Below are 25,181 nucleotides of genomic sequence, written 5' to 3' on the forward strand. Positions count from 1 at the left end.
GGTTGTCGAGAAAAACAGTCAACTATTTGATTTTATTTGATAAATGCTTGACACCCCCGGTCGCGAGTCCTATATCGGGATCAGCCAAGGACGAAGAGCCACCTGCCAGGCCCACGGGGTTCCCAGCGCGGTAGCCATTCATCCCAGCCAGACACATCCAAGTGCAACCGTGACAAGGGAGATGAGCCATGTCCGAGACAGCCTGCAAGGTCTGCGCCTTCTACGAGGTCAAGGCGACCGCCTCCGACAAGGACGGCGAATGCCGGTTCAACCCGCCTGTCTTTCTGAACGAACAGGAACACCGCGGCAAATGGCCGGTGGTGGAATCCGAAGACTGGTCGGTCATTTCGAGGAAGACGCCGCCTGATCGAAAGGGGCGGCCCCGTGCCGCCTGTCGAAGGTGATGAGAAAAGGGACGCCCCGCGGCGTCCCTTTTTCCGTTCCGCCCCTGTTTTGACGGGTTTACCGTCCCGCGAGGCGGCCCTATAAGCGCAGGCATGTTCTTTCCGGCCGCGATCATTCGTCGAATTACCGGCCCGGCGCTCTGACGAACGAGCCGCCGGGACAAGGCGCCTGGATCCCCGCGCCGACCTTCGACAGACAGCCAAATCCTCCCAAGGACCGATCCGACATGTGTTCCGAAACGACCACGCCCGACTACAAAGACACGCTCAACCTGCCGAAAACCGATTTCCCGATGCGCGCGGGCCTTCCCAACCGCGAGCCGGGCTGGCTCGACCGCTGGGCGCGGATCGGGATCTACGACCGCCTGCGGGAGAAGGGCAAGGCGGAGGCGCGGCCTCCCTTCGTGCTGCATGACGGGCCTCCCTATGCCAACGGGCATCTGCATATCGGCCACGCGCTCAACAAGACGATCAAGGACATCATCACGCGCAGCCATCAGATGATGGGATTCGATGCGCGCTATGTGCCCGGCTGGGACTGCCACGGGTTGCCGATCGAGTGGAAGATCGAGGAGCAATATCGCGCCAGGGGCCGCAACAAGGACGACGTGCCGGTGGTGGATTTCCGCCAGGAATGCCGTGCCTTCGCGGAGGAATGGGTCGGCATCCAGCGCGAGGAGTTCAAGCGGCTGGGCGTCTACGGCAACTGGGACGATCCCTATCTCACGATGAATTTCCACGCCGAGGCGGTGATCGCGGAGGAATTCATGAAATTCCTCATGAACGGCACGCTCTACCAGGGCTCCAAGCCCGTGATGTGGTCGCCGGTGGAGAAAACCGCGCTGGCCGAGGCGGAGATCGAGTATCACGACCACAAGTCGCATACGATCTGGGTGCCGTTCCGGGTGGTGTCCGGGGCCGGGGGCGATCTCGCCGCCGCCCGTGTCGTCATCTGGACCACGACCCCCTGGACCATCCCCTCGAACAAGGCCGTCGCCTATAATCCGAAGATCGCCTACGGCCTCTACGAGATCACCGGAACGCCGGAGGAAAGCTGGGTCTCCGTGGGCGACAGATACCTTCTGGCCGATGCGCTGGCCGGGGACACGCTGACGAAGGCGCGGCTCGAGGCGGGACAGTGGACGCGGCTGCGCGATGTCTCCGCCGGGGAACTGGCGGAGCTGACGCTCGCCCATCCCTTCGCCGGGCTCGAGGGCGCGAACGGCTTCTGGGACTACGACGTGCCGATGATCGACGGCGACCATGTCACCGACGATGCCGGCACGGGCTTCGTGCATACCGCGCCCTCGCACGGGGCGGACGACTATGAATGTTTCGTCAGGCGCAACTGGATTGACCGGATGACGCACAACGTCGGTGAGGAGAGCGAATTCCTCCCGCATGTGCCGTTCTTCGCCGGGCTCCAGGTGTTCGACCAGAAGGGCAAGGAAGGCAAGGCCAACACCGCCGTGATCGACAAGCTCGTGGAGGCGGGCGGCATCATTGCGCGCGGGCGGATCACGCACTCCTATCCGCATTCCTGGCGGTCGAAGGCGCCGGTGATCTTCCGCAACACGCCGCAATGGTTCGCCGCCGTGGATCGCAAGCTCGACGACGGCATGGGCACCTATGGCGACACGATCCGGGAGCGGGCGCTGACCTCCATCGACAAGCTGGTGAAATGGACGCCGCCCTCGGGGCGCAACCGGCTCTATTCGATGATCGAGCACCGTCCCGACTGGGTGCTCTCGCGCCAGCGCGCCTGGGGCGTGCCGCTCACCTGCTTCACGAAGAAGGGCGCGCTGCCGACCGATCCCGATTTCCTCCTGAAGAACGCAGAAGTCAATGCCCGGATCTCCGCCGCCTTCGAGGAGAAGGGCGCGGATGTCTGGTACGAGGACGGGTTCAAGGACCGCGTTCTCGGCAATGTCGTGAACCCCGACGACTACGAGCAGGTCTTCGACGTGCTCGACGTGTGGTTCGATTCGGGCTCCACCCATGCCTTCGTGCTGCGCGACCGGGAGGACGGGACGCCGGACGGGATCGCGGATGTCTATCTCGAAGGCACCGACCAGCATCGCGGCTGGTTCCATTCCTCGCTGTTGCAGGCCTGCGGCACCAGGGGCCGCGCGCCCTACAGGAATGTGGTGACCCATGGTTTCACGCTCGACGAGAAGGGCATGAAGATGTCCAAGTCGCTGGGCAACACCATCCTGCCCGAGCAGATCGTCAAGCAATACGGCGCCGACATCCTGCGCCTCTGGGTGGCGCAGACCGATTACACCGCCGACCAGCGGATCGGGCCGGAGATCCTGAAGGGCGTGGCCGACAGCTATCGCCGGTTGCGCAACACGATGCGCTTCATGCTCGGGTCCCTGTCGGATTTCACCGAGGCCGACCGCGTCGAATATGCCGAGATGCCGGAGCTCGAGCGCTGGGTGCTGCACCGCCTCTCCGAGATCGACCAGGAGGTGCGCTCGGGCTACGAGCGGTTCGATTTCTCCGGCGTGTGGCAGGTCGTCTTCAACTTCGCGACGGTGGACCTGTCGGCCTTCTATTTCGACATCCGCAAGGATGCGCTTTACTGTGACGGGGACACCGCGCGCCGCCGCGCCGCGCGCACCGTGCTCGACATCCTGTTCCACCGGCTCACCACCTGGCTCGCGCCGATCCTCGTCTTCACGATGGAGGAAGTCTGGCTCGAACGCTTTCCCGAGGAGGGCAGCTCCGTCCATCTCGTCGATTTCCCGAAGACGCCGGAAAGCTGGCTCGACGGCGGGCTCGCGGCGAAATGGGCGGGCATCCGCAAGGTGCGTCGCGTCGTCACCGCCGCGCTCGAGGTGCAGCGCCGGGACAAGGTGATCGGCGCCTCGCTCGAGGCCGCGCCGGTGGTGCATGTCGAGGACGAGGCCGTGCTCGAGGCGCTGAAGACCGTGGCCTTCGACGATCTCTGCATCACCTCGCAGATCACCCTGACGGGCGATCCGGTGCCGATGGAGGCCTTCCGCCTCGCCGGCGAGATCGAGGGGGTCGGCGTCGTCTTCGAGAAGGCCGAGGGCGAGAAATGCGGGCGCTGCTGGAAGATCCTGCCGGATGTGGGCAGCCATGCCCATCCGGGCGTCTGTGCGCGCTGCGACGCCGCGCTGGGCTGAGGCGGCCGGCCGGGGGAGGGGCCTTGCCCCTCTTGCGCGCCTCGCGGCGCGCAATTCACCCCAGGATATTTCGGAGCAGATGAAGGGGCGCCCGCGGGCGCTCTTTTCGTGCCGATTGCCGGGGCTGTCGCTCAGTCGCCCTTGGCGCGCGGATGGGCGGCCTCGTAGACCTGCATCAGGCGGGCGGTATCGACCGCGGTATAGGCCTGTGTGGTCGAGAGCGAAGCGTGGCCGAGAAGTTCCTGGATCGCGCGCAGGTCGCCGCCGGCGTTCAGGAGATGCGTCGCGAAGGAATGGCGCATCGCGTGGGGCGTGACGCTCGAGGGCAGGCCGAGCTGCATCCGGGCCGTCTCCGTCACCTTCGCGATGAGGCGCGGGTTGAGCGCGCCGCCGCGCTTGCCGCGGAAGAGGGGCGCGGAGGGAGAGAGATCGTGCGGGCAGAGCCGCGCGTATTCGGCCACGGCGCGGCGGGCGACGGGCAGGACGGGAACGATCCGCTCCTTGTCGCCCTTGCCGGTGATGCGCAGGACCTCGCCCAGGGGCAGATCCGCGCCGGTGAGCGACAGCGCCTCCGAGATCCGCAGGCCGCAGCCGTAGAGCAGGGTGACCACCGCCGTGTCGCGGGCGGCGATCCAGGGCTCTTCCGATTGCATCTCCACCGTCGAGAGCATTTCCTGCGCGGCCTCGGCGGAGAGCGGGCGGGGCAGTTTCGCGGTGAATTTCGGAGAGCGGGTGGAGAGGATCGCGGTGGGATCGAAGCCCTCGCGCTCTGCGAGCCAGCGGGTGAAGGTCTTCACCGCGGAAAGGGCGCGGGCGAGCGAGCGGGGCGCGACGCCGCGGCCGCGCTCATGGGCCATCCAGGCGCGCATGTCGGTGATGCCGAGTCTGCCGATCCGGGCGGGGCCGAGGCTTTCGCCATGGTGATGTGCGAGGAAGGCGAGCCATCCGGTCACGTCGCGCCCATAGGCGGCGATCGTATGGGCGGAGGCGGATTTCAGCGCGCGCTCGTGCGACAGCCAGGTCTCGAGCGCGTCGCGCATCGCGGCGGAGAGCGCGAGGCTCATCCGAGCCAGCGGCGCATCAGCCGTTCGAAGACGCCGGCGAAGAAGACCAGGAGGTCCGTGCCCTGGCTCGGGCGGAAGAGATGCGGGTCCTCCGCGCCGAGGATGAGAAGGCCGGGGAGGCGGCCGGGACCGAGGTCGAGCTTCATCACCGCCTCGGAGCGCATGAAGTCCGCCTGCGCACCGTAGATCATGCCGCCGTCGGGCGAGATCTGGCGCAGCGTCACCGGGCGCACCGGAAGGTTGCGGCCAAGGGTGACATAGCCGTCGGCGAAGCCCGGTTCGGCGGTGACGAGCACTTCGCCCAGCCGCTTGACCGCCGGATCCTCCGCCTCCACCTTCGTCTCGAGGAGCAGGCGGACGGCGTCGACGCGGAGGATTTCCGCCACCTCCCCGGAAAGCGTTGCCAGGAAGGCGGTGAAATTCGCCGGTTCGAGCAGCTTGAGCACGGCGCGATGGACCTGGTTGGTGCCCGCGAGGTTTTCGTAGGCCGCGGCGATGACGCCGCGATGGGTGTCCTCGAGCCGGTCGAGCCGTTCCTCCAGCCGCTCCATCGCGATGCCGCGCAGGTCGACGACATTGGTGCCGGAGGCGCGTTCGTCGGCGGCGATGAGGGCGCGCATCACGTCCTGATCGTCGAGTATCATCTCCGGCGCGGAGATGATCTTCTCGCGCAGCTCGTCTGCCATGGACGGGATGGCCCGCGGAAACTGGGTGCTCATGATGCCTCTTTGCCTGCGCCGGGTTCTGCCGGTCGTTGGCCCGATAATGCCCGTCAGGGGCCGGCGTTTCAAGGGGCGGCGGGAGCACGGGCGAAAGCCTGCCGCCCGGCCGGGCCTAATCCGCGGTTTCGGCGTCGGCATCGGCATCGGCGGGGGCGCGATAGGCCTCGGGCACCGTCTCGCCGCGCCAGGCGTTGCTGAAGATCCAGCGCTTGCGCGTCTCGAACTCCGGCACGCCCCCGAGCGCGGCGATCCGCGCCTCATGTGCGGCGCAGCAGGCCGCGTGCAGCCGGGCGAGCTCGGGGTCGGAGAGCAGCCGGTCGTATTCCGCGCGCACCTCGCCGGCGATCCGGGACAGGTCGCTGTCGGTGTAATCATGGTGGTTGCGGGTGCGCCAGTAGCGGTTCGACACGCTCTTGTTGGCGACCACGACATCGCCGCGGTGCATCTTCACGAGGAAGCATTCGAGCGAGCGCAGCGGGAAGTGGTCGAGCGACACGAGATCGTAGGCGCCGCGGCAGTCCCAGCCGTTCGCGGTCTCGTCCTCGAGAAAGTCGCGACGGTCCCGCCCGGAGCCGTCGAGCCAGCGCACCGCGCCGAGATCCTCTCTCAGGTCGGGGCGGTGGTTGCGGACCGCGGTGACGCGCGGGCTCAGCCGGGTGATGCTCTTGACGCCGCGATGGGCCTTCTTCTGTCCGGGGTGGGGGCTCTGGTGGCCGGGAAAGAGTTCGGTCACCCAGCCGCGTTCATAGGCGATGCGGTCGTTCGAGCCGTGGTTGAGCTCGGAGATCGAGAGCACGTCGAACTCCCCCGCCGCGTCGAAGAGATCGGCGAGGCGTCCGCCGTCCACGCGCACGTTGATGAATTCGTCGACATCCATGGAAATGACGATGTCGGCCTCCCGGAACTGCCGCGTGTGGGGCAGGTAGCGCAGCATCATCGGCTGGAAATTCGCCGCTTCGGTGGCAAGGGCGGGGTTGGGCATGTGGCGCACGAGACCCATGTCGTCGAGCCGGTCGAGCAGCCTGTCCGACCCGTCGGTGCAGTCATTGGTGAAGACGAGGAAATCGGTAACGCCGACCACGCGGTGCCAGGCGAGCCATTCGAGGATGAAGGGCCCCTCGTTCTTCATGCAGGTGGGGACGAGCACGCGCGGGTCCGCGATCGGCCAGCGGCGATAGGCGCGGCGCGGCAGGGCGGCCTCGCTCGGGGCGGCGACGGAGATGTGGTCGAAGCGCCTGACCGAGGAGCCGTGTGGGCCGTCGGCGGGCAGGAAGCCCTTCTCCCCGAGCCGGTCGACGATCCGGCGCAGCCCGTCCTGGCCATAGACCTTGGGGTGGAGCTCCATCACGATATGGCGCAGGCCCGAGAGGTCGGCCTCGTCGAGCAGGCCGAGCTCGCCCCCCTCGATGTCGCAGGACAGCACGGTGGGGCGGAATTCGGCGATGATCCGGTCCATGCCGGCCGCGGGCACCGTTTCCACCCGCTCGTAGGGGCGCGAGTCGGGCTCCATCGAGCTGGCCCAGAAATTCGCGCGCACATAGAAACTGACCGGATCGCCGCTGCGTGCCATGGCGACGCCGTTGCGCAGCTCGGCATTGGTCACGCCGTTCAGCCGCCAGGTCTCGCGGATCATCGGGATGAGGGTGGGATCGGCCTCGATCGACAGCACCGCCTCGACCCCCGGCACCGCGGCCGCCGCCGCCGAGACGACCCCAACGCCGGCGCCGAGCTCCAGCAGCCGGTCGCCGGGGCGCAGGATGTCGCGCATCAGCTCGACCTCGCCCTTCTCGTAGGCGCCCTTGCGCATCGGGCGCTCGATCTTCGGCGTGATGATGTCGGGCACGAAGGCGACGGTGACGCCATGCACCGTCAGCGTGTCTTCATAATCGTACATTCGGTCCCCCGCCCGGCTTCGTCCTGTTCCGTGCTCGCCGCGGCAGCCTCACCTATTCCGGGGGCCATTTCAACGGGGCAGGCGGCAAAACCCGCGCCGCGCGAAAGAAAACGCCCCCGTGCGGCACGGGGGCGACAATCCATTGCGGCGGAGCGGTGCCGTCGCAGGGTCAGACGATCCTGATGCCCGCGTCCTTCGCATCCTTCACGAAGGCGTCGAGGCCCTTGTCGGTGAGCACATGGCTCGCCATCGCGCGGATCACGGCGGGGGGCGCGGTGATGACGTCCGCGCCGATCTTCGCGCATTCGGTGATGTGGTTCACGGTGCGGATCGAGGCGGCGAGCACTTCGGTCTCATAGCCGTAATTGTCGTAGATCGTGCGGATGTCCTCGATCAGGTCGATGCCGTCGAGGTTGATGTCGTCGAGGCGCCCGATGAAGGGGGAGATATAGCTCGCACCGGCCTTTGCCGCCAGAAGCGCCTGGTTGGCGGAGAAGCAGAGCGTCACGTTGATCCTGTGGCCTTCGCCCGAAAGCGTCTTGCAGGCGCGGAGCCCGTCGAGGGTGAGCGGCAGCTTGATCACGACGTTGTCGGCGATCTCGGCGAGCTTGCGGCCTTCGGCGATCATCGCGTCGTAGTCGAGCGCGATCACCTCGGCGGAGACGGGCCCGTCGACGAGCTCGCAGATTTCCTTCGTCACCTCGAAGATGTCGCGGCCCGATTTCTTGATCAGCGAGGGATTGGTGGTCACGCCATCGACGAGATTGAGCTCGTGGAGCTCGCGGATGGCGTCGATATCGGCGGTATCGACAAAGAATTTCATGGCAAGTCCTCCTTGGCCAGGTTCGGGGCGGAACTTAGTGCATGTTAGCGCCATAAGAAAGGGGGTCTGGCGGGGCTCCGGCAAAAGCCGTATTCCGGGATCATGGACGAGGCAGAGTTTTATCCCGAAGGCGCGTTGGTCGCGGTTCTGACCTGCGAACCGCTCGACCGGACGCTCGACTACAAGGCGCCCGCGGGCGGGATCACGCGCGGAGCCTTCGTGGAGGTGCCGCTCGGCCCGCGCAGGGTATTGGGCTGCGTCTGGGGGCCGGGCGAGGGGGGCTTCGACCTGTCGAAGGCGCGACCGGTGTCCGCGGTGCTCGACGTCGCGCCGATGCGCGAGGAGATGCGGCAGTTCCTCGAGAAGACCGCCGCCTATACGCTCACGCCGATGCCGGCGATGCTGCGGCTCGCGACCCGTGCGCCGGGGCTGATGAACCCGCCGTCGATGCGCAAGGTCTATCGCCGCGGCGAGGGGCGCGTGCCGCGCGAGACCGATGCGCGGCGCCGGGTGATCGGAACGCTGGAGGAATACGGCGGGCTTTCGTTCACGCTGAGGGAACTGTCCGATCTCGCGGGGGTCACGAGCTCGGTGATCCGGGGCATGCTGCCCTCCGGCGCGGTGATCGAGGAGGACACGCCGCGCGACCTGCCGTATCGGCGGCTCGATGCGGAGGCGCCCGGAAAGGCGCTGACCGGCGCGCAGGAGGCGGCGGCGGCGGCGCTGCGCGAGGCGGTGGCGGCGGAGGCCTATTCGACCACGCTGCTCAAGGGGGTGACGGGGTCGGGCAAGACCGAGGTCTATCTCGAAGCCGTCGCGCAAGCCCTGCGCCGGGGGCGTCAGGCGCTGGTGCTCCTGCCCGAGATCGCGCTGACGGCGGAATTCCTCGCGCGGTTCCAGGAGCGGTTCGGCGCGCGGCCGGCGGAATGGCATTCCGGCGTGACCATGACCGAACGGCGGCGCCTGTGGAAGATGGTCGGCGAGGGTGGGGCCGAGGTGGTGATCGGCGCGCGCTCGGCGCTGTTCCTGCCGTTCCGCAATCTCGGCCTGATCGTCGTCGACGAGGAGCACGACACCTCCTACAAGCAGGAGGACGGGGTGCTCTACAACGCCCGCGACATGGCGGTGCTGCGCGCCTCGCTCTGTTCGGCGGCGGTGGTCCTGGCCTCCGCGACGCCCTCGCTCGAGACCTGGGCCAATGTGGAGGCGGGCAAATATCGCCGCCTCGATCTCGAAAGCCGCTTCGGTCCGGCGGTGATGCCCGACATGCACGCGCTCGACATGCGCGCGGAGAAGCTGCCGGGCAACCGCTTCATCTCCGAGGCGCTGGCCAATGCGGTGCGCAAGCGGATGGCGCTCGGGGAGCAGTCGCTGCTGTTCCTCAACCGGCGCGGCTATGCCCCGGTGACGATCTGCCGGGCCTGCGGCTATCAGATCGCCTGCGACCATTGCGACGCGCGCATGGTCGAGCACCGGTTCCTCAAGCGGCTGATGTGCCACCAGTGCGGCGCAACGAAGCCGATGCCCGAGGCCTGTCCCTCCTGCGGGGTCGAGGGGCGGCTCGCCGCCGTCGGGCCGGGGGTCGAACGGCTGGCCGAGGAGGTGGCGGAACGCTTCCCCGAGGCGAAATGCGCGGTCCTCTCCTCCGATCTCTTCTCCACGGCGCGCGCGCTGAAGGAGCAGATCCAGCTCATCGCGGAGGGCGATACGGACATCGTCATCGGTACGCAGCTCGTGGCGAAGGGGCACAACTTTCCCAACCTGACGCTGGTGGGGGTGATCGACGCCGACCTCGGGCTCCAGGGCTCCGACCTGCGCGCGGCGGAGCGCACCTTCCAGCTCATGCGGCAGGTCGCCGGGCGCGCGGGGCGGTCGGAAAAGCGCGGCGTGGCGCTGTTGCAGACCTATCAGCCGGACCATCCGGTGATCCGCGCGATCATCGCCGGAGACGAGGAGGGGTTCTGGCGCGCGGAGGCGGCGGAACGCCGGGCGGCGGGCGTGCCGCCCTACGGGCGGATGGCGGGAATCATCCTATCGGGACCGGACCTTGCCGTGGTCAACGATGTGGCCCTGCACCTGACGCGGGTGGCCGGGCCGCTCCAGCGGATCGGGGCGCAGCTTTTCGGCCCCGCGCCCGCGCCGATCGCCCGCGTGCGGGGGCGGCATCGCGTGCGCCTGCTGGTGAAGGCGGAGAAGGGCGCGGCGCTCCAGGTCGGCGTGGCGGACTGGCTGCGGCAGGTGAAGCTTCCGAACGCTGTGCGGCTCCAGATCGACATCGACCCGCAATCCTTCTGGTGAGGGGGCTCCGGCGAGGGGCGCTGCCCCTCTTGCGCCTCGCGGCGCAATTCACCCTGGGATATTTCCGAGCAGATGAAGGGGCGTTCGCCGGGTGCGGGCGGCGGCGCGGCGAGATCCGGCTGTGGCGAAACGGCGAGATACGGGTGTGCGCGAAAAGATGCTGTTCAAATCCCGCACGGGGCCGTATCTGCGGCTCATGAAGCGCTCCTTGATCTCCCTCGACGATGCCCGTCACCTGCCGCTCTGGCGCAGGCCGGAGGCGCTTTTGTTCCTGATGGCCTTCGCGATGCCGGTGGCCTTCGCCACCTGGAACGCGCTCCTGAACAATTTCGTCATCGAGGCGGCGGGGTTCACCGGGGTCGAGATCGGCTGGCTGCACACCGTTCGCGAGATCCCCGGCTTCCTCGCCATCGGGGTCATCGCGCTCATCCTGTTCGTGCGCGAGCAGGTGCTGGGCCTCGTGTCCCTGCTGATGCTCGGTGCGGCGACGGCGGTGACGGCGTGGTTCCCCTCCTTCGGGGGGATCCTGGCGGTGACGATGCTCTCCTCGATCGGCTTCCATTATTACGAAACGGTCAACCAGTCGCTCCAGCTCCAATGGCTGCCGAAGGAGCGCGCGCCCATCGTGCTTGGGCGGCTGCTGGCGGCGGGGTCGGCGGCCTCGCTCATCGCCTACGGGCTTCTGGTCGTCACCTGGAAGACCTTCGATCTCTCCTATAATTTCGTCTATCTCGTCTCCGGCGGCTTCACCGCGGTGGTCGCGCTGTTCGCGCTGTTCGCCTATCCGCAGTTCGAGGCGCCGAACCCGCAGTCCAAGAAGCTCGTGCTCAAGCGGCGCTACGGGCTCTACTATGCGCTTCAGTTCATGGCGGGGGCGCGGCGCCAGATCTTCGTCGTCTTCGCGGCCTTCATGATGGTCGAACGCTTCGGGTTCCAGGTGCATGAGGTGACCGCGCTCTTCCTCATCAACTACCTGGCCAACATGATCGTCGCGCCCTTCATGGGCAAGATCGTGTTCCTGAAGGGCGAACGCTTCGTCCTCGTCTTCGAATACGCGGGACTGACGCTGGTCTTCCTCGCCTATGGCGGGATCTACTGGCTGGGCTGGGGCGTGGTGGTCGCGGCGGGTCTCTACGTGATCGACCACATGCTGTTCGGCCTCGCCTTCGCGCTCAAGACCTATTTCCAGAAGATCGCAGACCCTGAGGACATTGCGCCCACCGCTGCCGTCGCCTTCACGATCAACCATATCGCCGCGGTCTTCCTGCCCGCCCTGCTGGGTTATCTCTGGCTTGCGAGCCCCGGCGCGGTGTTCGGCCTCGCCGCGGGGATGGCGATGACCTCGCTCTGCCTCGCGCTGCTCATCCCGCGCCACCCGGAGAAGGGCAACGAGTGGCGCATCCTGCCGCTCGTGCGTCCGGCGGGAACGCCGGCGGAGTGATCCCCGCGCGGTCGTGTCTGGCAGGCGCGGGGCGATGCCCTATATATGGTCCGACGCTTTCACGGGAGGTTCGCCATGTTCAGTGCGTTCACGAAGAAACTCACCATGCCCACGCCGGACGAGGCGCTGCCGGGGCGGACGGAGCCGATCCCGACCGCCACGGAGCATTTCGTCTTTCATACTCCGCTCGTCACCGACGTGCCCGAGGGCATGGAGGAGGCGATCTTCGGCATGGGCTGTTTCTGGGGCGTCGAGCGGATCTTCTGGAGCCTCGACGGTGTGGTGAACACCGCCGTCGGCTATCTCGGCGGCTATACGCCCAACCCGACCTACGAGGAGGTCTGCACCGGGCGGACCGGGCATAACGAGGTGGTGCGGGTGATCTATGATCCCTCGCGGATCTCCTATGCCGAGCTTCTTAAGGCGTTCTGGGAGGGTCACGATCCGACGCAGGGCATGCGCCAGGGCAACGACCGCGGCACGCAATACCGCTCCGGCATCTACTACACCACCGATGCGCAGCGCGCGGCGGCGGAGACGAGCCTCGCCGGATATAACGTGCTGTTGCAGGACAAGGGCTTCGGCGCGATCACGACGGAGGTGCGGCCGGCGGGCGAGTTCTATTATGCCGAGGATTATCACCAGCAATATCTCGCGAAGAACCCGAACGGCTATTGCGGCATCGGCGGCACCGGCGTGAGCTGTCCCGTGGGCCTGTCGATGGACAGGCCGTATGGCTGGAACGAGGAGGTCGAGCGGCCCGAGACGCCGGGCTGACCCCGCCTCCCGCACGCTGCACCGTGCCTGACCCGCGCTTGAGTAAGGCGCGGGTTCGCTTTATGGCGGGAGGGAATTCACACGGAGTGCCGCCATGCCCACCTTCACCGCCTTCACCAAGACCGCCGGAAAAGCGCCCGCGGAGGCGCTCGGCGTGGCGCTCGAGGATCTCTGGCCGGAGCCGACGGGGGTCGGCGTCTTCGAGATCGAGGACGGTTCGGGGCTTTGGGAGGTCGGGGCCTATTTCACCGAGGCCCCGGACGAAATCGCGCTCGCGCTGCTCGCCAGGGCCCATGATGCCCCGGATTTCGTGATCTCCGAACTTCCCGAAACCGACTGGGTCGCGAAGGTGCGCCGGGATCTCGCCCCCGTGGAGGCGGGGCGGTTCTTCGTCTACGGCTCGCATGACGCCGACCGTTTGCCGGAGGGCAGGGTCGGGTTGCTGATCGAGGCGGCGATGGCCTTCGGCACCGGGCATCATGGCACCACGCTCGGCTGCCTGACGGCGTTCGACCGACTGCTTTCCGACGGCCGCCGGTTCGGGAACGTCGCTGACATCGGCTGTGGCACGGCGGTGCTTGCGATGGCGGCGGCGAAACTGTCGGAGGAGCCGGTCCATGCCTCCGACATCGACGAGGTGGCGGTCGAGGTGGCGCAGTCGAATGTCGCGGCGAACGGGCTCGCGGGCCGGGTGATCTGCCTCGAGGCGGCGGGATTCGACCATCCGGTGCTGCACGAGAAGGCGCCCTTCGACCTGGTCTTCGCCAATATCCTGAAAGGCCCGCTCGTGGCGCTCGCGCCCGACATGGCGCGCCATGTCGCACCGGGCGGGCATGCGATTCTGTCGGGCATCCTCACGCCGCAGGCCGATGAGGTGGTGGAGGTTTATACACGCGCGGGCTTCAATCTTCTCGACCGGCAGGAGATTGTCGACTGGACCACGCTCACCTTCACCAGGATTGACGAAAATCAGGAATAAAAACCGTGGTTTCGCCGCGGTTGCCCAGATTTTGCCACATTTCGCCGCAATATTGTCACGGTCGGTGGGGGCCGACATGCGAGGAGCGCTGCCATGGCAAATGCCGGTTCGCAGCAGTTGGAAAAACGCCTGACGCGGATCGAGGCGCGGCGTCGCGCGCTCAGGCGCGGGGCGGTCTATTCCGTCAATCACGATGGCCTCATCATCGCCCGCCCGCGCCGCCGCGGCCTGCGCCGGCCGCTGCATCTTCTCATCGTGGCCCTTGCCGCCGTCCTGCTGTTCAAGGCGGCGCTGTACGCCACGCTGGGCGCGGCGACCTATGCCGGCCGCATCGCGGAGCTGGCAGAGGGAAGCGCGCCCGAACGCGTGGCGGCCTGGGTGATGCAGGCCGACGGTGTCACCGTCTGGCTGGCCATGCAGGGCAGGATGCTGCTGCCCTGACGCCTTTGCTGCGTCGCCCCCAGGCGGGCGACATCCCGTGCTTGGCAAATGTTCTCGTTTCGTGCTAACCCTTTCGTAACGACAAGAAAGGGCAGGGTGAGAGCATGCGGGTGATGGGCATCGACCCCGGTTTGCGCAACATGGGCTGGGGCATCATCGACGTCGCCGGGCCGCGCATCAGCCACGTGGCGAACGGCATCTGCCGCTCGGCCGCCTCCGACGATCTCGCGGCGCGGCTCCTGTCGCTCTTCGACCAGCTCACCGCCATCGTCGACAGCTACAAGCCCGATTGCGCGGCGGTCGAACAGACCTTCGTCAACAAGGACGCGGTCGCGACGCTCAAGCTCGGACAGGCGCGCTCGGTCGCGCTGCTCGTTCCGGCGCGGGCGGGGCTGCCGGTCGGGGAATACGCGCCGAACGCCGTGAAGAAGACGGTGGTCGGCGTGGGACATGCCGCCAAGCAGCAGGTCGAGCACATGATCCGGCTGCAACTGCCCGGCGCGACGCTCGCGGGGCCGGATGCCGTCGATGCGCTCGCCATCGCGATCACCCATTCCTACCATGCGCAAAGCGCCTCGCGCCTTGCCGATGCGGTGCGGAGGGCCACGGCATGATCGGGAAACTCACCGGCGTCATCGACTATATCGGCCCGGATCACGTGATGATCGACGTGCGCGGCGTCGGCTATATCGTGCATGTCTCCGAGCGCACGCGCCTCGCCCTGCCGGGGCAGGGGGCGCCGGTCGCGCTCCATACCGATATGCTGGTGCGCGAGGACCTGATGCAGCTCTTCGGCTTCACATCGCTGCTCGAGAAGGAATGGTATCGCCTGCTGATCTCCGTGCAGGGGATCGGGTCGAAGGCGGCCATGGCCATTCTCGGCACGCTCGGACCGGAGGCGACGGGGCGCGCCATCGCGCTCGGCGACTGGTCCGCGATCAAGGCGGCGCCGGGCGTCGGGCCGAAGATCGCGCAGCGCGTGGTGAACGAACTGAAGGACAAGGCGCCCGCGGTGATGGCGATGGGCGGGAAACTCTCCGCCGCGCTCGAGGCGCCGGAGACGGGCGAGGTCGTCGAACCCGCCGCGCCCGCGCCTGCGCCGAAAGCGAAACCCGCGCCGCAGAAAGCCAACGCGAGCGCGGAGGCGGAGGCGCTCTCCGCGCTCCAGAACCTCGGCTATTCGCCCTCCGACGCCGCGGGCGCCGTGGCGCAGGCCGCGCAGGAGGCGCCGGAAGCCGACACCTCCGGCCTCATCCGCACCGCCCTCCGCCTGCTCGCGCCGAAGGGATAAAAGATGGAAACCCCCGACCCCACCCTGCGCCCCGACCGCCGTCCCGAGGATGCCGATCGCGCCTTGCGTCCGCAGGCGCTCGGGGAGTTCATCGGGCAGCAGGAGGCGCGGGCCAATCTGCGGGTGTTCATCGAGAGTGCGCGGATGCGCGAAGAGGCGATGGACCATGTGCTGTTCCACGGCCCGCCCGGCCTCGGGAAGACGACGCTCGCGCAGATCATGGCGCGCGAGCTCGGGGTGAATTTCAAGATGACCTCGGGTCCGGTGCTTGCGAAGGCGGGCGACCTCGCCGCGATCCTGACCAATCTCGAGGCGCGCGACGTGCTGTTCATCGACGAGATCCACCGGATGAACCCGGTGGTGGAGGAGGTGCTCTATCCGGCGATGGAGGATTTCGAGCTCGATCTGGTGATCGGGGAGGGGCCGGCGGCGCGCACCGTGCGCATCGAGTTGCAGCCCTTCACGCTCGTCGGCGCGACCACGCGGCTCGGGCTTTTGACGACGCCGCTGCGTGACCGGTTCGGGATCCCGACGCGGTTGCAGTTCTACACCACCGGGGAGCTGCACGAGATCGTCACCCGCGGCGCCCGGCTTCTGGGCGTGCCCGCCGATCCCGAGGGGGCGCATGAGATCGCCAAGCGCGCGCGGGGCACGCCGCGCATTGCCGGGCGGCTGTTGCGCCGGGTGGTGGACTTCGCGGTGGTCGAGGGCGACGGACGGATCACGAAGCCGCTTGCGGACGGCGCGCTGACGCGGCTCGGGGTGGATCTTCTCGGGCTCGATGGCGCGGACCGGCGTTACCTGTCGATGATCGCGGAGAATTACGGCGGCGGTCCGGTGGGCGTGGAGACGCTCGCCGCGGCGCTGTCGGAGAGCCGCGATGCGATCGAGGATGTGATCGAGCCCTACCTGTTGCAGCAGGGCCTGATCCAGCGCACCCCGCGCGGGCGGATGCTGACGCAGAAGAGCTGGCGGCATCTGGGGCTCGAGGCGCCGAAGGGGCCGGACCAGACCGATCTGTTCGGAAAGTGAGTATTTGGGGCAGCAAAAAGCGCAGCAGGACCTCAGGCCAGAAGACTGGCGAGATGCGCGACGGCAAGCCGGTAGCCGTTCACGCCGAAGCCCGCCATGACCGCGTCCGCGCGCAGCGAGACATAGGAATGGTGCCGGAAGGCCTCGCGCTTGTGCACCTGCGAGATATGCAGCTCGATCACCGGGCCGTCGAAGGCGTTGAGCGCATCGAGGATGGCGACGGATGTATGGGTATAGGCGGCGGGGTTGATGATGATGGCATCGGCGGCCTCCCGCGCCTCGTGGATCAGTTCGACGATCTCGCCCTCGTGGTTGGACTGTGCGAAGACGATGTCGAGATCGTGGGCGGCGGCCTCGGCGGCGCAGAGCGCCTCGACATCGGCCAGCGTGTCGGCGCCGTAGATCTCCGGCTGGCGTTTGCCCAGCAGGTTCAGGTTCGGGCCGTTCAGGATATGGATCGTCTTGCTCATGGGGCGCCTTTCGCGAATTTGCGCCGAGGTTAGTCGGGGCGGGGGTTGCTCTGCAAGCGCGGCTCGCGCAAAAGGCGGGCGAAGCGAAGGGGATGGCGATGAACGAGATCACACCGGAGAGCGTCGAGGCCTTTTTCACCCGTGCAACGGGGGAATACGTGTTCGCCCGCTGGGGCCGTCCGGTCGCGCCCGTGGTGTTCGGTATCGAGGAGGAGACGCTGGTCACGGTGAAGAGCGCGATCGAGGCCTGCGTTGCGATCGCGGGTCACCGGATGGCGGAGACCGATCCCGAGCTCGGCTCGAACCTCATGATGTTCTTCCTGTCGGACTGGGCGGAGCTCATGGAGGTGCCGCATATGGGGGATCTGATCCCGGATCTGGCGGCGAAGGTCGCGACGCTCACGGAGCGGGGGGCGCATCAGTATCGTGCCTTCCGTTTCGACGAGGCGGGCGCGATCAGGGCCTGTTTCAGCTTCGTGCGCATGGGCGGCGCGATGGACGAGGTGCCGGCCGAGGTGATCGCGCTGTCGCAGGCGGTGCAGGCCATGCTCCTCTGGTCGGACCGGGTGTTCACCCAGGACAGCCCGCTGGCCGTCGCGCCCGAGGGCACGGTGGTGCGGCCCGATGTCGCCAATGTGCTGCGCGCGGCCTATGATCCGATGCTGCCGGCGGCGGCGCGCGATGCCGCGCATGCGCTGCGGCTCTATGCGCGGGCGGGGGCGGGCTGATGCGGTGTTTCGTCGGCCTGCCGCTGCCGGAGGATCTGACCGACCGGCTCGAGGAGATCGCGGGAGGGCTGCGCGTCGGGCGCGCGGTGCCGGCGGAGAACATGCACCTGACGCTCGCCTTTCTCGACGACCAGCCGGAGGCGGCGCTCGACGCGCTTCATGAAGAGCTTGAGGGCATGCGTGCGACTGCGCCGCGGATCCGGCTCGAGGGGCTCGACCTGTTCGGCGGGGACAAGCCGCGGGTCCTGTTCGCCGCCGTCGCGCAGGATGCGGCGCTGAGCGAGCTGCGCAGGACGGTGCGCGGGGCGGCGCGGGCGGCGGGGATCGAGCTGCCGCACGAGCGGTTTCGCCCGCATGTGACGCTTGTCCGCTTCAGCCGGTTCGCGCCCGGAGAACGCGATGCGCTCGACCGTCTGATGGCGCGCCATGCGGGCTTTGTCTGGCCGGCCTTCCGGGCGGCCGAGATGGCGCTCATGCAGTCGGTCCTGACCCATGAGGGCGCGGTTTACGAGGCGCTTGCACGCTATCCGCTCGCTCCCTAGGCTGGCGCGCAGGACGAGAGGATTTCCGGATGACCCATCGCTTTGCCGTGCACGTCTATTACGAGGATACCGACCTCGCGGGCATCGTCTATTACGCCAATTACCTCAAGTTCATCGAACGTGCGCGGACCGAATGGGTGCGCGATCTGGGCGTCGACCAGATGCGTCTGAAGGAGGAGGAGGGCCTTGTCTTCGCCGTGCGGCGGCTCGAGGCGGAGTATCTCGCGCCGGCGAAATTCGACGACGATCTGACCGTCGAGACCACGCTCGACACCCTTGGCGGCGCGCGGATCGTGCTCGCGCAGGTGGTGTCGCGCGGCGAGGAGCGGCTGTTCGAGGCGAAGGTGACGCTGGTGGCGCTCTCCGGGTCCGGGCAGCCGGCGCGGCTTCCGGCGATTATCCGCCGAAATCTTCACTGACCACGCAAAAAGTTTATCGTTTTGCGCGCCCTCTCACAGGTTCGTGTTGGCGAGGGCCCTGCTCATAGGGTAAATCTCGCGATAATGATGAGAGCCGTGTGGATGCGGCCCACTGGCGAAAGATGCCGACTGGCGGAATAAAAGAGCAGGTTCATGGACCAAAACACCCTTGCGATGGCGCAGGAGATCGACTTCTCCCTGCTGGCGCTGTTCATGCGCGCGACCTTCACCGTGAAGATCGTGATGATCCTTCTGATCGTGGCCTCCTTCTGGTCGTGGTCGATCATCATCCAGAAATTCATCAGCTACCGGAAGGCGCGGGAGAATGCCGCGGCCTTCGACCAGGCCTTCTGGTCGGGCGAGCCGCTCGACGAGCTCTACGACCAGATGCAGGGCGGCCAGATGAGCGCGCCCGAACGGGTCTTTGCCGCCGGGATGACCGAATGGCGGCGCTCGCACCGTGCCGACGGCGTGCTGATCGCGGGGGCGCAGTCGCGGATCGACCGCTCGATGGATGTCGCCATCGCCAAGGAGGCGGAGGACATGAACGGCGGTCTGTCCTTCCTCGCCACCGTGGGCTCGACCGCGCCCTTCGTCGGCCTGTTCGGCACCGTCTGGGGGATCAAGACGGCCTTCGAGGACATCGCCATGGCGCAGTCGACGAACCTCGCGGTCGTGGCGCCCGGCATCGCGGAGGCGCTCCTCGCCACCGCCCTCGGCCTGCTCGCGGCGATCCCGGCGGTGATCTTCTACAACAAGCTGTCGGCGGACAGCGACCGGATCCTCGGCGGGTACGAGGCCTTCGCCGACGAATTCTCCACCATCCTGTCGCGCGAGCTCGATAGCTGACATGGGGGCCGGGGTCATCAGGAAACAGGGCGGAGGCGGACGGCGCGGACGGCGCCGGGGCCATTCCGCCGCGATGAGCGAGATCAACGTGACGCCCTTCGTGGACGTCATGCTCGTGCTTCTGATCATCTTCATGGTCGCGGCGCCGATGATGACCGTCGGCGTGCCCGTGGAGCTTCCCGAGACGGCGGCGACGGCGCTGCCGCAGGAGGAGGAGGAACCCCTCTCCATCACGCTCACGGCGGACGGGCGCGTGCTGCTGATGTCGAACGAGACGGAGGAGGGCGATCTCGTCACCAAGCTTCAGGCGATCGCCGCCGAACGGCAGGACGACAAGATCTTCCTGCGCGCCGACGGAACCGTGCCCTATGAGCGCGTCGCGCAGGTCATGGGGGCGCTCAACGCGGGCGGTTTCCGCAAGATCGGTCTCGTGACGGAGCAGGGCGGACCGCGCCTTGACGGCTCCGGCAACTGAGTGAGGGCTCACGCGTGAACGCTGGCCAATATATCTCCGGCGCTGGCCATCTGGTCCTGATCGCCTATGTGCTTTTCGGGGGCATGTTTCTCACGCCCGAAGAGACGCAGGACGTGGCCGTGCAGGAGGTGGATCTGATCTCGGAAGCCGAATTCGCAGCGCTCGCGGAGCGGTCCACCGCGCCCGAGACCTATGAGGAGGCGCCGGTGCTTCGGGCGCCGCCGTCCGACACCGCACCGCAGATCCGGCCCGTCCAGGAGGAGACCCCGGCGCCTGCCGCGCCGCAGCCGCCGGCCGAGACGCCGCCCGAGCCGCAGCCGGAGGTGAGCGAGGAACTGACGCCGCCCGTGGAGGTCGATCCGACCCCGCCCGCGCCGCAGACCGAGCCGGAACTGTCGCTCGAGGATCCGGGCGCAGGCGTGCCGGACCGTCCCGACAGCCGTCCGACGCCGAAACCCGTGCCGCGCATTTCCGACCAGGTGGTGACCGCGCCCGAGCCGCAGCCCCAGGTGGCGGATGCGCCCAGCGAGGCCCCTTCCGAGGAGGCCGAGACCGAGGAGATCGTGGAGGAGGTGCAGGAAGAGGCCGGGCCGCAGGAGACCACGACGGAGATCGTGACCGAGGCGGAGACGCCTTCGGGCATGTCCACCTCGCCGCGCCCGAAATCGCGCCCCGCCAATCTCGCGCAGCGGATGGCGGAGGCCGAGCGCGCGGAGGCGCCGGCGCAACCGCAGCAGCCCGCAGCGAGCGAAACCCCGCGCGAGACGCCGCGGGAGGACACATCCGACGCCGTGGCCGATGCCGCGGCGGCCGCCGCCGCGGCGCTTGCCGCGGAGAGTGCCGAGACGCCCGCCGCGCCGTCCCGCCCCGTCGGCCCGCCGCTCACGGCGGGCGAGCGGGAAGGGCTGCGTGTCGCGGTGTCGCAATGCTGGAACGTCGGGGCGATGTCCTCGGACGCGCTGCGCACGACGATCACCGTGGCCGTGTCGATGAACGAGGACGGGACGCCGCAACAGGGCTCGATCCGGCTTCTGAACCACCAGGGCGGCACCGAGGCGGGCGCGCAGAGCGCCTTCGAGGTTGCCCGTCGCGCGATTATCCGCTGTGGCGCGCGCGGTTTTCCCCTGCCGGTCGACAAGTTCGACCATTGGCGCAATATCGAAATGACGTTCGATCCCGAACAGATGAGGTATAAATGAAACGTCTGACCGCACTTGCCTGTGCCTTCGCCGCCGCGATGTCCGTCACCGCGACCGCGCCCGCCGTGGCGCAGGATCCGGGGCCGCTGCGCATCGACATCACCCGCGGCGTGATCGAGCCGCTGCCGATCGCGATTCCCGATTTCGTCGCGGAGACGCCGGAGGCCGCGCAATACGCCCGGCAGATCTCGGACGTGATTGCCGCCGATCTCGTGGGCACGGGGCTGTTCCGCGAAATCCCGCCTTCGGCCCATATCAGCCAGGTGACGAATTTCGCGGCGCCGGTGCAGTATTCCGACTGGAAGGCGATCAACGCGCAGGGGCTCGTGACGGGGGCCGTGGCGATGGGCGGCGACGGCAATCTCGTCGTCAAGTTCCGGGTCTTCGACATCTATGCCGAGGCGCCGCTGGGCGAGGGGCTGCAACTCGGCGGCTCCACCGGGAGCTGGCGGCGGATCGCGCACAAGGTCGCCGATGTCGTCTATTCGCGCATCACCGGCGAGGGCGGGTATTTCGACAGCCGCGCGGTCTTCGTCTCCCAGTCGGGGCCGAAGAACGACCGCAAGAAGCGGCTTGCCATCATGGATTACGACGGCGCGAATCTCCAGTATCTCACCGACGACAGCTATATCGTCTTCGCCCCGCGCTTCTCGCCCACCGGCAACAAGGTGCTCTACACCTCCTACGAGGCCGGGACGCCGCAGATCATGGTGCTCGACGTGGGCACGGTGACGCGCACCCGGCTTCCGGTCGCGGCCGAGGCGATCACCTTCGCGCCGCGGTTCGCACCCGACGGGCAGTCGATCGTCTATTCGCTCTCGACGGGCACGAATACCGATCTCTACCGGATGGACATCAACAGCGGCCAGATCAGCCAGCTCACCAACACGCCGGCGATCGAGACCGCGCCGAGCTTCTCGCCCGACGGCTCGCAGATCGTCTTCGAATCCGACCGCTCCGGAACGCAGCAGCTCTACATCATGCCCGCAGGCGGCGGCGAGGCGCGGCGGATCTCCTCGGGCAAGGGCCGCTACGGCACGCCGGTCTGGTCGCCGCGGGGCGATCTCATCGCCTTCACCAAGCAGAACGAGGGCCGGTTCCACATCGGCGTGATGCGCACCGACGGGTCCGAGGAACGGCTGCTGACCGCCTCCTTCCTCGACGAGGGCCCGACCTGGTCGCCCAACGGGCGCGTCATCATGTTCACCCGCGAAAGCCAGGGGACAGGCGGGGAAAGCGCGCTCTACACGGTCGATATCTCCGGCCGCAACCTCAAGCGCGTGCCGACCAATACCGGCGCCTCCGACCCCGCCTGGTCGCCGCTTCTCAAGTGATCATTCCGGCACCCTCCCCAAGCCATTGGGAGGGTGCTATAGTTTCTTCGAACCGAGCAGTTCCCGAGTTTTCTCAAAGGACGACCACATGCCGAACATCCTGACTTCCTCCGCTGCCCGTGCGCTGCTTCTCGTCGCCGCGCTGGGGCTCACCGCCTGCACCAATCCCGGCCGTTTCGGCGCCAATGGCGCGAATGGCGCCAACGGGATGAACGGGGCCAACGGCGGCATCGTTCCGGGCTCCGCGAACGATCCGCGCTCGGTGGCCTATTTCAATCAGACGGTGGGGGATCGCGTGCTCTTCGCGGTCGACCAGTCGACGCTTTCCGATCAGGCGCGCACGATCCTCGCCGGCCAGGCCCGCTGGCTTTCCGACAATCCGGGCTACACGGCGATCATCGAGGGCCATGCGGACGAACAGGGCACCCGCGACTATAACTTCGCGCTGTCGGCGCGGCGCGCGGCGGCGGTGCAGCAATATCTGATCAGCCAGGGCATCAACCCCGGCCGGCTCAAGACCATCCCCTATGGCAAGGAACGCCCGCTCGCGATCTGTTCCGACGAAAGCTGCTACAGCCAGAACCGCCGCGCGGTGACCGTGCTGGCCGCGGGCGCCGGCGTGACGTCGTGACGGAGCCCCGCCGGGAGAGAGGAGTCATGCGATGAAACGGTTGATCTTCGGAGCGGCGCTGGCCTTCGCCGTCGCGGGCGGCGGGGCGGTTGCGGCACAGGATGCGCAGACGCTCGCCGACATCCGGCAGGAGGCCTCCGTGCTCTCGGTCGAGATCGCGAAGCTCCGGCGCGAGCTGTCGACCACCGCGGCGCCCAATGCGCAATTCTCGGGCGGCTCCACGCTCGAGCGCGTGGACGCGATGGAGGCCGCGCTCGCCGCGCTGACCTCCAAGGTCGAGGCGCTCGAATTCCGGGTCGAGGCGGTGGTGAAGGACGGAACCAACCAGCTCGACGATCTGAACTTCCGGCTCTGCGAACTTGAATCGGGATGCGACGTCGGGAACCTCCCGCCGCTCACGCCGCTCGGCGGAGAGAGCGGGGCGACGGATGTCGTCCTGCCCGCGCCCGGCGCGCCCACACCCGCGCCGGCGGCGCCCGAGGGCTCGCTCGCGATGACCGAGCAGAGCGATTTCGACGCGGCGAAGGCGCTTTACGACGCCGGCAACTATCAGGAGGCGGCCGATGCCTTCGGCACCTTCGCCACCACCTACACGGGCGGCTACCTGACGGGGGAGGCGCATTACATGCGTGGCGAGGCGTTGTCGCAGCTCGGGCGGACCGCGGATGCGGCGCGTGCCTATCTCGACAGTTTCTCGGGCAGTCCCGAAGGCGATCGCGCGCCCGAGGCGCTGCGCAAGCTCGCGGGGTCGCTCGGTACGCTCGGGCAGGTCGAAAAGGCCTGCGTGATGTATAACGAGGTGCAGGCGCGCTTCCCCGGCAGCGCGACCGCGCAATCCGCGGTCACCGAGGCGCGGAGCCTCGGCTGTCAGTGACGGGCGGGCCGGCCGATGGGCGAGGTCACGGCACAACGGGCGATGCTCCGGCATTTCGTGGCGCAGGCCTTTTCCTATGACAAGCCCGACCATCTTGCCGTCGCCGTTTCCGGCGGCGGCGATTCCATTGCGCTGCTGCACCTTCTGGCGGAATGGGCCGCAGAGGAGCGCGTGCGGCTCCAGGCGGTGACGGTGGATCACGGGCTGCGCCCGGAGGCGGCGGAGGAGGCGCGTTTCGCCGCGGAGGTCGCGCAGGGGCTGAAGGTGAAGCACACGACGCTCGCCTGGGGCGGCTGGCGCGGAGAGGGCAACCTCCAGGATGCCGCCCGCCGCGCCCGCTACCGGCTCATGGCCGACTGGGCGAAGGGGCAGGGGATCGGCACCATCGCGCTCGCCCACACGGCGGACGACCAGGCGGAGACCTTCTTCATGCGCCTGTCGCGGGCCTCGGGCATCGACGGGCTCACCGGCATGCAGCGGCGGCGCATGGCGGACGGGATCGCCTGGGTCCGCCCGTTGCTGATGCAGGAGCGCGCGGAACTGCGCGCCTATCTGCGGGAGATGCGTCAGCCCTGGATCGACGATCCTTCCAACGAGGACGAGGCGTTCGACCGGGTGAAGGCGCGCCGGGCCATGGCCGCGCTCGCACCGCTCGGGATCGACGCCCATGTCGTCGGCCGGGTGATGGATCACCTCTCGCAGGTGCGCTCCGCCCTCGATTTCGCGACTCACGATCATGCGCTGTCCTGCGTGCGCGAGGATCGCGGCGACCTCATCATCGGCCGGCGCGCCTTTTCCGAGGCGGCGCCGGAGGTCAACCGCCGTCTCATCGCCCATGCGCTGCGGTGGATCGCCTCGGCGGATTACGGCCCACGCGGCATGAAGCTCCAGGAATTCCTCTCCGCGATGCTGCGCGGACGCGACGCGACGCTCCACGGTGTGCGGCTTCTGGGCGGCAAGGAGAGCTTTCGGCTGACGCGCGAACATGCCGCGGTGGCCGGGACACGGGGCGTGCCCGGCGCGCTCTGGGACGGGCGCTGGCGGATTGAAGGCGTTGAGGGCGAAGGATTAATCGTGCGTGCGCTGGGTCAGGACGGGCTTTTGCAGATCGGCGAACTGCCCGCGGACGCGCCCCCGCGCGAGACGCTGTCGGCCTCGCCGGCCGTGTTTGCCGGAAACACGCTCGTCGCGGCCCCTCTCGTCGGGTTCGGTCCCGCCACCGCACGGCTCCAGAACGGCCGCGGCGACTTTTTCACGACCCTTTTATCGCATTGAACTTGAGGCCCCGATGCCTATTTTAAGGGGAAACGCCCACGCCTGCGTGGGAGGAGACTTTTTTCGA

At 67.9% G+C, this 25,181-nt stretch carries 25 protein-coding genes; 20 read left to right on the forward strand and 5 right to left on the reverse strand.

The features are described 5' to 3' along the window. Window positions 1-188 precede the first annotated feature (188 nt). On the forward strand, window positions 189-404 hold the full coding sequence (locus P73_RS26095) for a hypothetical protein (RefSeq protein ID WP_162484065.1): 216 nt from the start codon (window positions 189-191) through the stop codon (window positions 402-404). 227 nt (window positions 405-631) lie between these two features. After that, the gene (gene ileS, locus P73_RS05955; RefSeq protein WP_043868875.1) at window positions 632-3,556 is read left to right on the forward strand and encodes an isoleucine--tRNA ligase; all 2,925 of its coding nucleotides are present in this window, start codon (window positions 632-634) and stop codon (window positions 3,554-3,556) included. A gap of 131 nt (window positions 3,557-3,687) precedes the next feature. Here ileS and P73_RS05960 read toward each other — a convergent pair whose 3' ends face one another. The 4 genes from P73_RS05960 to fsa all read right to left on the reverse strand — a co-directional run bounded on the left by P73_RS05960 (window position 3,688) and on the right by fsa (window position 8,059). After that, window positions 3,688-4,620 carry a tyrosine recombinase XerC gene (locus P73_RS05960; RefSeq protein ID WP_043868876.1) on the reverse strand — a complete coding sequence of 311 codons (933 nt, stop codon included), beginning with the start codon at window positions 4,618-4,620 and terminating at the stop codon, window positions 3,688-3,690. Then, complete coding sequence (locus P73_RS05965) at window positions 4,617-5,339, reverse strand: DUF484 family protein (protein ID WP_043868877.1); 723 nt, start codon at window positions 5,337-5,339, stop codon at window positions 4,617-4,619. The genes P73_RS05960 and P73_RS05965 overlap by 4 nt, the downstream gene beginning before the upstream one ends. A 115-nt stretch (window positions 5,340-5,454) precedes the next feature. Further along, entirely contained in the window at window positions 5,455-7,236 is a 1,782-nt protein-coding gene (locus P73_RS05970) for an FkbM family methyltransferase (RefSeq protein ID WP_043868878.1), read from the reverse strand. 169 nt (window positions 7,237-7,405) lie between these two features. Next, entirely contained in the window at window positions 7,406-8,059 is a 654-nt protein-coding gene (fsa, locus tag P73_RS05975; RefSeq protein WP_043868879.1) for a fructose-6-phosphate aldolase, read from the reverse strand. Between the two features lie 102 nt (window positions 8,060-8,161). On the opposite strand from fsa, the gene P73_RS05980 reads away from it, so the two are divergent. The 8 genes from P73_RS05980 to ruvB all read left to right on the forward strand — a co-directional run bounded on the left by P73_RS05980 (window position 8,162) and on the right by ruvB (window position 16,318). After that, a complete protein-coding gene (locus tag P73_RS05980; RefSeq protein ID WP_043868880.1) occupies window positions 8,162-10,357 on the forward strand; it encodes a primosomal protein N' in 2,196 nt (731 codons plus the stop codon). 196 nt (window positions 10,358-10,553) lie between these two features. After that, window positions 10,554-11,798: an MFS transporter gene (locus P73_RS05985; protein WP_043871433.1), complete on the forward strand. Its 1,245-nt coding sequence runs from the start codon at window positions 10,554-10,556 to the stop codon at window positions 11,796-11,798. A gap of 75 nt (window positions 11,799-11,873) precedes the next feature. Next, window positions 11,874-12,575, forward strand: coding sequence for a peptide-methionine (S)-S-oxide reductase MsrA (gene msrA / locus P73_RS05990; protein WP_052453066.1), 702 nt, complete (start codon window positions 11,874-11,876; stop codon window positions 12,573-12,575). 94 nt (window positions 12,576-12,669) lie between these two features. Then, window positions 12,670-13,554, forward strand: coding sequence for a 50S ribosomal protein L11 methyltransferase (locus tag P73_RS05995; RefSeq protein ID WP_043868881.1), 885 nt, complete (start codon window positions 12,670-12,672; stop codon window positions 13,552-13,554). A gap of 93 nt (window positions 13,555-13,647) precedes the next feature. Continuing rightward, on the forward strand, window positions 13,648-13,995 hold the full coding sequence (locus P73_RS06000; protein ID WP_043868882.1) for a hypothetical protein: 348 nt from the start codon (window positions 13,648-13,650) through the stop codon (window positions 13,993-13,995). A gap of 104 nt (window positions 13,996-14,099) precedes the next feature. Beyond that, the gene (gene ruvC / locus P73_RS06005; protein ID WP_043868883.1) at window positions 14,100-14,609 is read left to right on the forward strand and encodes a crossover junction endodeoxyribonuclease RuvC; all 510 of its coding nucleotides are present in this window, start codon (window positions 14,100-14,102) and stop codon (window positions 14,607-14,609) included. Beyond that, window positions 14,606-15,286: a Holliday junction branch migration protein RuvA gene (ruvA, locus tag P73_RS06010; protein WP_043868884.1), complete on the forward strand. Its 681-nt coding sequence runs from the start codon at window positions 14,606-14,608 to the stop codon at window positions 15,284-15,286. Before ruvC ends, ruvA begins: the two co-directional genes overlap by 4 nt. Before the next feature lie 3 nt (window positions 15,287-15,289). Further along, on the forward strand, window positions 15,290-16,318 hold the full coding sequence (ruvB, locus tag P73_RS06015; protein WP_043868885.1) for a Holliday junction branch migration DNA helicase RuvB: 1,029 nt from the start codon (window positions 15,290-15,292) through the stop codon (window positions 16,316-16,318). A gap of 32 nt (window positions 16,319-16,350) precedes the next feature. Here ruvB and aroQ read toward each other — a convergent pair whose 3' ends face one another. After that, entirely contained in the window at window positions 16,351-16,788 is a 438-nt protein-coding gene (gene aroQ / locus P73_RS06020) for a type II 3-dehydroquinate dehydratase (protein ID WP_043868886.1), read from the reverse strand. 98 nt (window positions 16,789-16,886) lie between these two features. Between aroQ and P73_RS06025 the strand changes: the two genes are divergently transcribed. The 10 genes from P73_RS06025 (at window position 16,887) to tilS (ending at window position 25,114) form a co-directional block, all read left to right on the forward strand. Then, the gene (locus tag P73_RS06025) at window positions 16,887-17,516 is read left to right on the forward strand and encodes a hypothetical protein (RefSeq protein WP_043871435.1); all 630 of its coding nucleotides are present in this window, start codon (window positions 16,887-16,889) and stop codon (window positions 17,514-17,516) included. Next, entirely contained in the window at window positions 17,516-18,058 is a 543-nt protein-coding gene (gene thpR, locus P73_RS06030; RefSeq protein ID WP_052453067.1) for an RNA 2',3'-cyclic phosphodiesterase, read from the forward strand. The genes P73_RS06025 and thpR overlap by 1 nt, the downstream gene beginning before the upstream one ends. Window positions 18,059-18,087: 29 nt before the next feature. Then, entirely contained in the window at window positions 18,088-18,477 is a 390-nt protein-coding gene (ybgC, locus tag P73_RS06035; protein WP_043868888.1) for a tol-pal system-associated acyl-CoA thioesterase, read from the forward strand. Between the two features lie 153 nt (window positions 18,478-18,630). Continuing rightward, entirely contained in the window at window positions 18,631-19,326 is a 696-nt protein-coding gene (gene tolQ, locus P73_RS06040) for a protein TolQ (protein WP_043868889.1), read from the forward strand. 1 nt (window position 19,327) lies between these two features. Continuing rightward, window positions 19,328-19,801 (forward strand): protein TolR, encoded by a 474-nt coding sequence (tolR, locus tag P73_RS06045; protein WP_043868890.1) that lies wholly within the window; start codon window positions 19,328-19,330, stop codon window positions 19,799-19,801. Window positions 19,802-19,815: 14 nt separating this feature from the next. Continuing rightward, window positions 19,816-21,000 (forward strand): hypothetical protein, encoded by a 1,185-nt coding sequence (locus P73_RS06050; RefSeq protein ID WP_043868891.1) that lies wholly within the window; start codon window positions 19,816-19,818, stop codon window positions 20,998-21,000. Then, the gene (gene tolB / locus P73_RS06055; RefSeq protein WP_043868892.1) at window positions 20,997-22,334 is read left to right on the forward strand and encodes a Tol-Pal system beta propeller repeat protein TolB; all 1,338 of its coding nucleotides are present in this window, start codon (window positions 20,997-20,999) and stop codon (window positions 22,332-22,334) included. The genes P73_RS06050 and tolB overlap by 4 nt, the downstream gene beginning before the upstream one ends. Before the next feature lie 88 nt (window positions 22,335-22,422). Continuing rightward, entirely contained in the window at window positions 22,423-22,965 is a 543-nt protein-coding gene (pal, locus tag P73_RS06060; RefSeq protein ID WP_043868893.1) for a peptidoglycan-associated lipoprotein Pal, read from the forward strand. 31 nt (window positions 22,966-22,996) lie between these two features. Then, a complete protein-coding gene (ybgF, locus tag P73_RS06065; RefSeq protein ID WP_043868894.1) occupies window positions 22,997-23,839 on the forward strand; it encodes a tol-pal system protein YbgF in 843 nt (280 codons plus the stop codon). A gap of 15 nt (window positions 23,840-23,854) precedes the next feature. Then, window positions 23,855-25,114, forward strand: coding sequence for a tRNA lysidine(34) synthetase TilS (gene tilS / locus P73_RS06070; protein WP_052453068.1), 1,260 nt, complete (start codon window positions 23,855-23,857; stop codon window positions 25,112-25,114). Window positions 25,115-25,181 lie beyond the last annotated feature (67 nt).

Origin of the sequence: Celeribacter indicus (genome assembly GCF_000819565.1) — a bacterium.
Classification (GTDB): domain Bacteria; phylum Pseudomonadota; class Alphaproteobacteria; order Rhodobacterales; family Rhodobacteraceae; genus Celeribacter; species Celeribacter indicus.

What these genes read in the sequence shown, in the direction of transcription:
- aroQ (WP_043868886.1), bottom strand. Translation starts at nt 16,788, where the DNA reads ATGAGCAAGACGATCCATATCCTGAACGGCCCGAACCTGAACCTGCTG.
- fsa (WP_043868879.1), bottom strand. Translation starts at nt 8,059, where the DNA reads ATGAAATTCTTTGTCGATACCGCCGATATCGACGCCATCCGCGAGCTC.
- tolR (WP_043868890.1), top strand. Translation starts at nt 19,328, where the DNA reads ATGGGGGCCGGGGTCATCAGGAAACAGGGCGGAGGCGGACGGCGCGGA.
- ybgC (WP_043868888.1), top strand. Translation starts at nt 18,088, where the DNA reads ATGACCCATCGCTTTGCCGTGCACGTCTATTACGAGGATACCGACCTC.
- P73_RS06000 (WP_043868882.1), top strand. Translation starts at nt 13,648, where the DNA reads ATGGCAAATGCCGGTTCGCAGCAGTTGGAAAAACGCCTGACGCGGATC.
- tolB (WP_043868892.1), top strand. Translation starts at nt 20,997, where the DNA reads ATGAAACGTCTGACCGCACTTGCCTGTGCCTTCGCCGCCGCGATGTCC.
- thpR (WP_052453067.1), top strand. Translation starts at nt 17,516, where the DNA reads ATGCGGTGTTTCGTCGGCCTGCCGCTGCCGGAGGATCTGACCGACCGG.
- P73_RS05960 (WP_043868876.1), bottom strand. Translation starts at nt 4,620, where the DNA reads ATGAGCCTCGCGCTCTCCGCCGCGATGCGCGACGCGCTCGAGACCTGG.
- msrA (WP_052453066.1), top strand. Translation starts at nt 11,874, where the DNA reads ATGTTCAGTGCGTTCACGAAGAAACTCACCATGCCCACGCCGGACGAG.
- ybgF (WP_043868894.1), top strand. Translation starts at nt 22,997, where the DNA reads ATGAAACGGTTGATCTTCGGAGCGGCGCTGGCCTTCGCCGTCGCGGGC.
- P73_RS05995 (WP_043868881.1), top strand. Translation starts at nt 12,670, where the DNA reads ATGCCCACCTTCACCGCCTTCACCAAGACCGCCGGAAAAGCGCCCGCG.
- pal (WP_043868893.1), top strand. Translation starts at nt 22,423, where the DNA reads ATGCCGAACATCCTGACTTCCTCCGCTGCCCGTGCGCTGCTTCTCGTC.
- tolQ (WP_043868889.1), top strand. Translation starts at nt 18,631, where the DNA reads ATGGACCAAAACACCCTTGCGATGGCGCAGGAGATCGACTTCTCCCTG.
- P73_RS05965 (WP_043868877.1), bottom strand. Translation starts at nt 5,339, where the DNA reads ATGAGCACCCAGTTTCCGCGGGCCATCCCGTCCATGGCAGACGAGCTG.
- P73_RS05980 (WP_043868880.1), top strand. Translation starts at nt 8,162, where the DNA reads ATGGACGAGGCAGAGTTTTATCCCGAAGGCGCGTTGGTCGCGGTTCTG.
- ruvC (WP_043868883.1), top strand. Translation starts at nt 14,100, where the DNA reads ATGCGGGTGATGGGCATCGACCCCGGTTTGCGCAACATGGGCTGGGGC.
- P73_RS05970 (WP_043868878.1), bottom strand. Translation starts at nt 7,236, where the DNA reads ATGTACGATTATGAAGACACGCTGACGGTGCATGGCGTCACCGTCGCC.
- P73_RS05985 (WP_043871433.1), top strand. Translation starts at nt 10,554, where the DNA reads ATGAAGCGCTCCTTGATCTCCCTCGACGATGCCCGTCACCTGCCGCTC.
- ruvA (WP_043868884.1), top strand. Translation starts at nt 14,606, where the DNA reads ATGATCGGGAAACTCACCGGCGTCATCGACTATATCGGCCCGGATCAC.
- P73_RS06025 (WP_043871435.1), top strand. Translation starts at nt 16,887, where the DNA reads ATGAACGAGATCACACCGGAGAGCGTCGAGGCCTTTTTCACCCGTGCA.
- ileS (WP_043868875.1), top strand. Translation starts at nt 632, where the DNA reads ATGTGTTCCGAAACGACCACGCCCGACTACAAAGACACGCTCAACCTG.
- tilS (WP_052453068.1), top strand. Translation starts at nt 23,855, where the DNA reads ATGGGCGAGGTCACGGCACAACGGGCGATGCTCCGGCATTTCGTGGCG.
- ruvB (WP_043868885.1), top strand. Translation starts at nt 15,290, where the DNA reads ATGGAAACCCCCGACCCCACCCTGCGCCCCGACCGCCGTCCCGAGGAT.
- P73_RS26095 (WP_162484065.1), top strand. Translation starts at nt 189, where the DNA reads ATGTCCGAGACAGCCTGCAAGGTCTGCGCCTTCTACGAGGTCAAGGCG.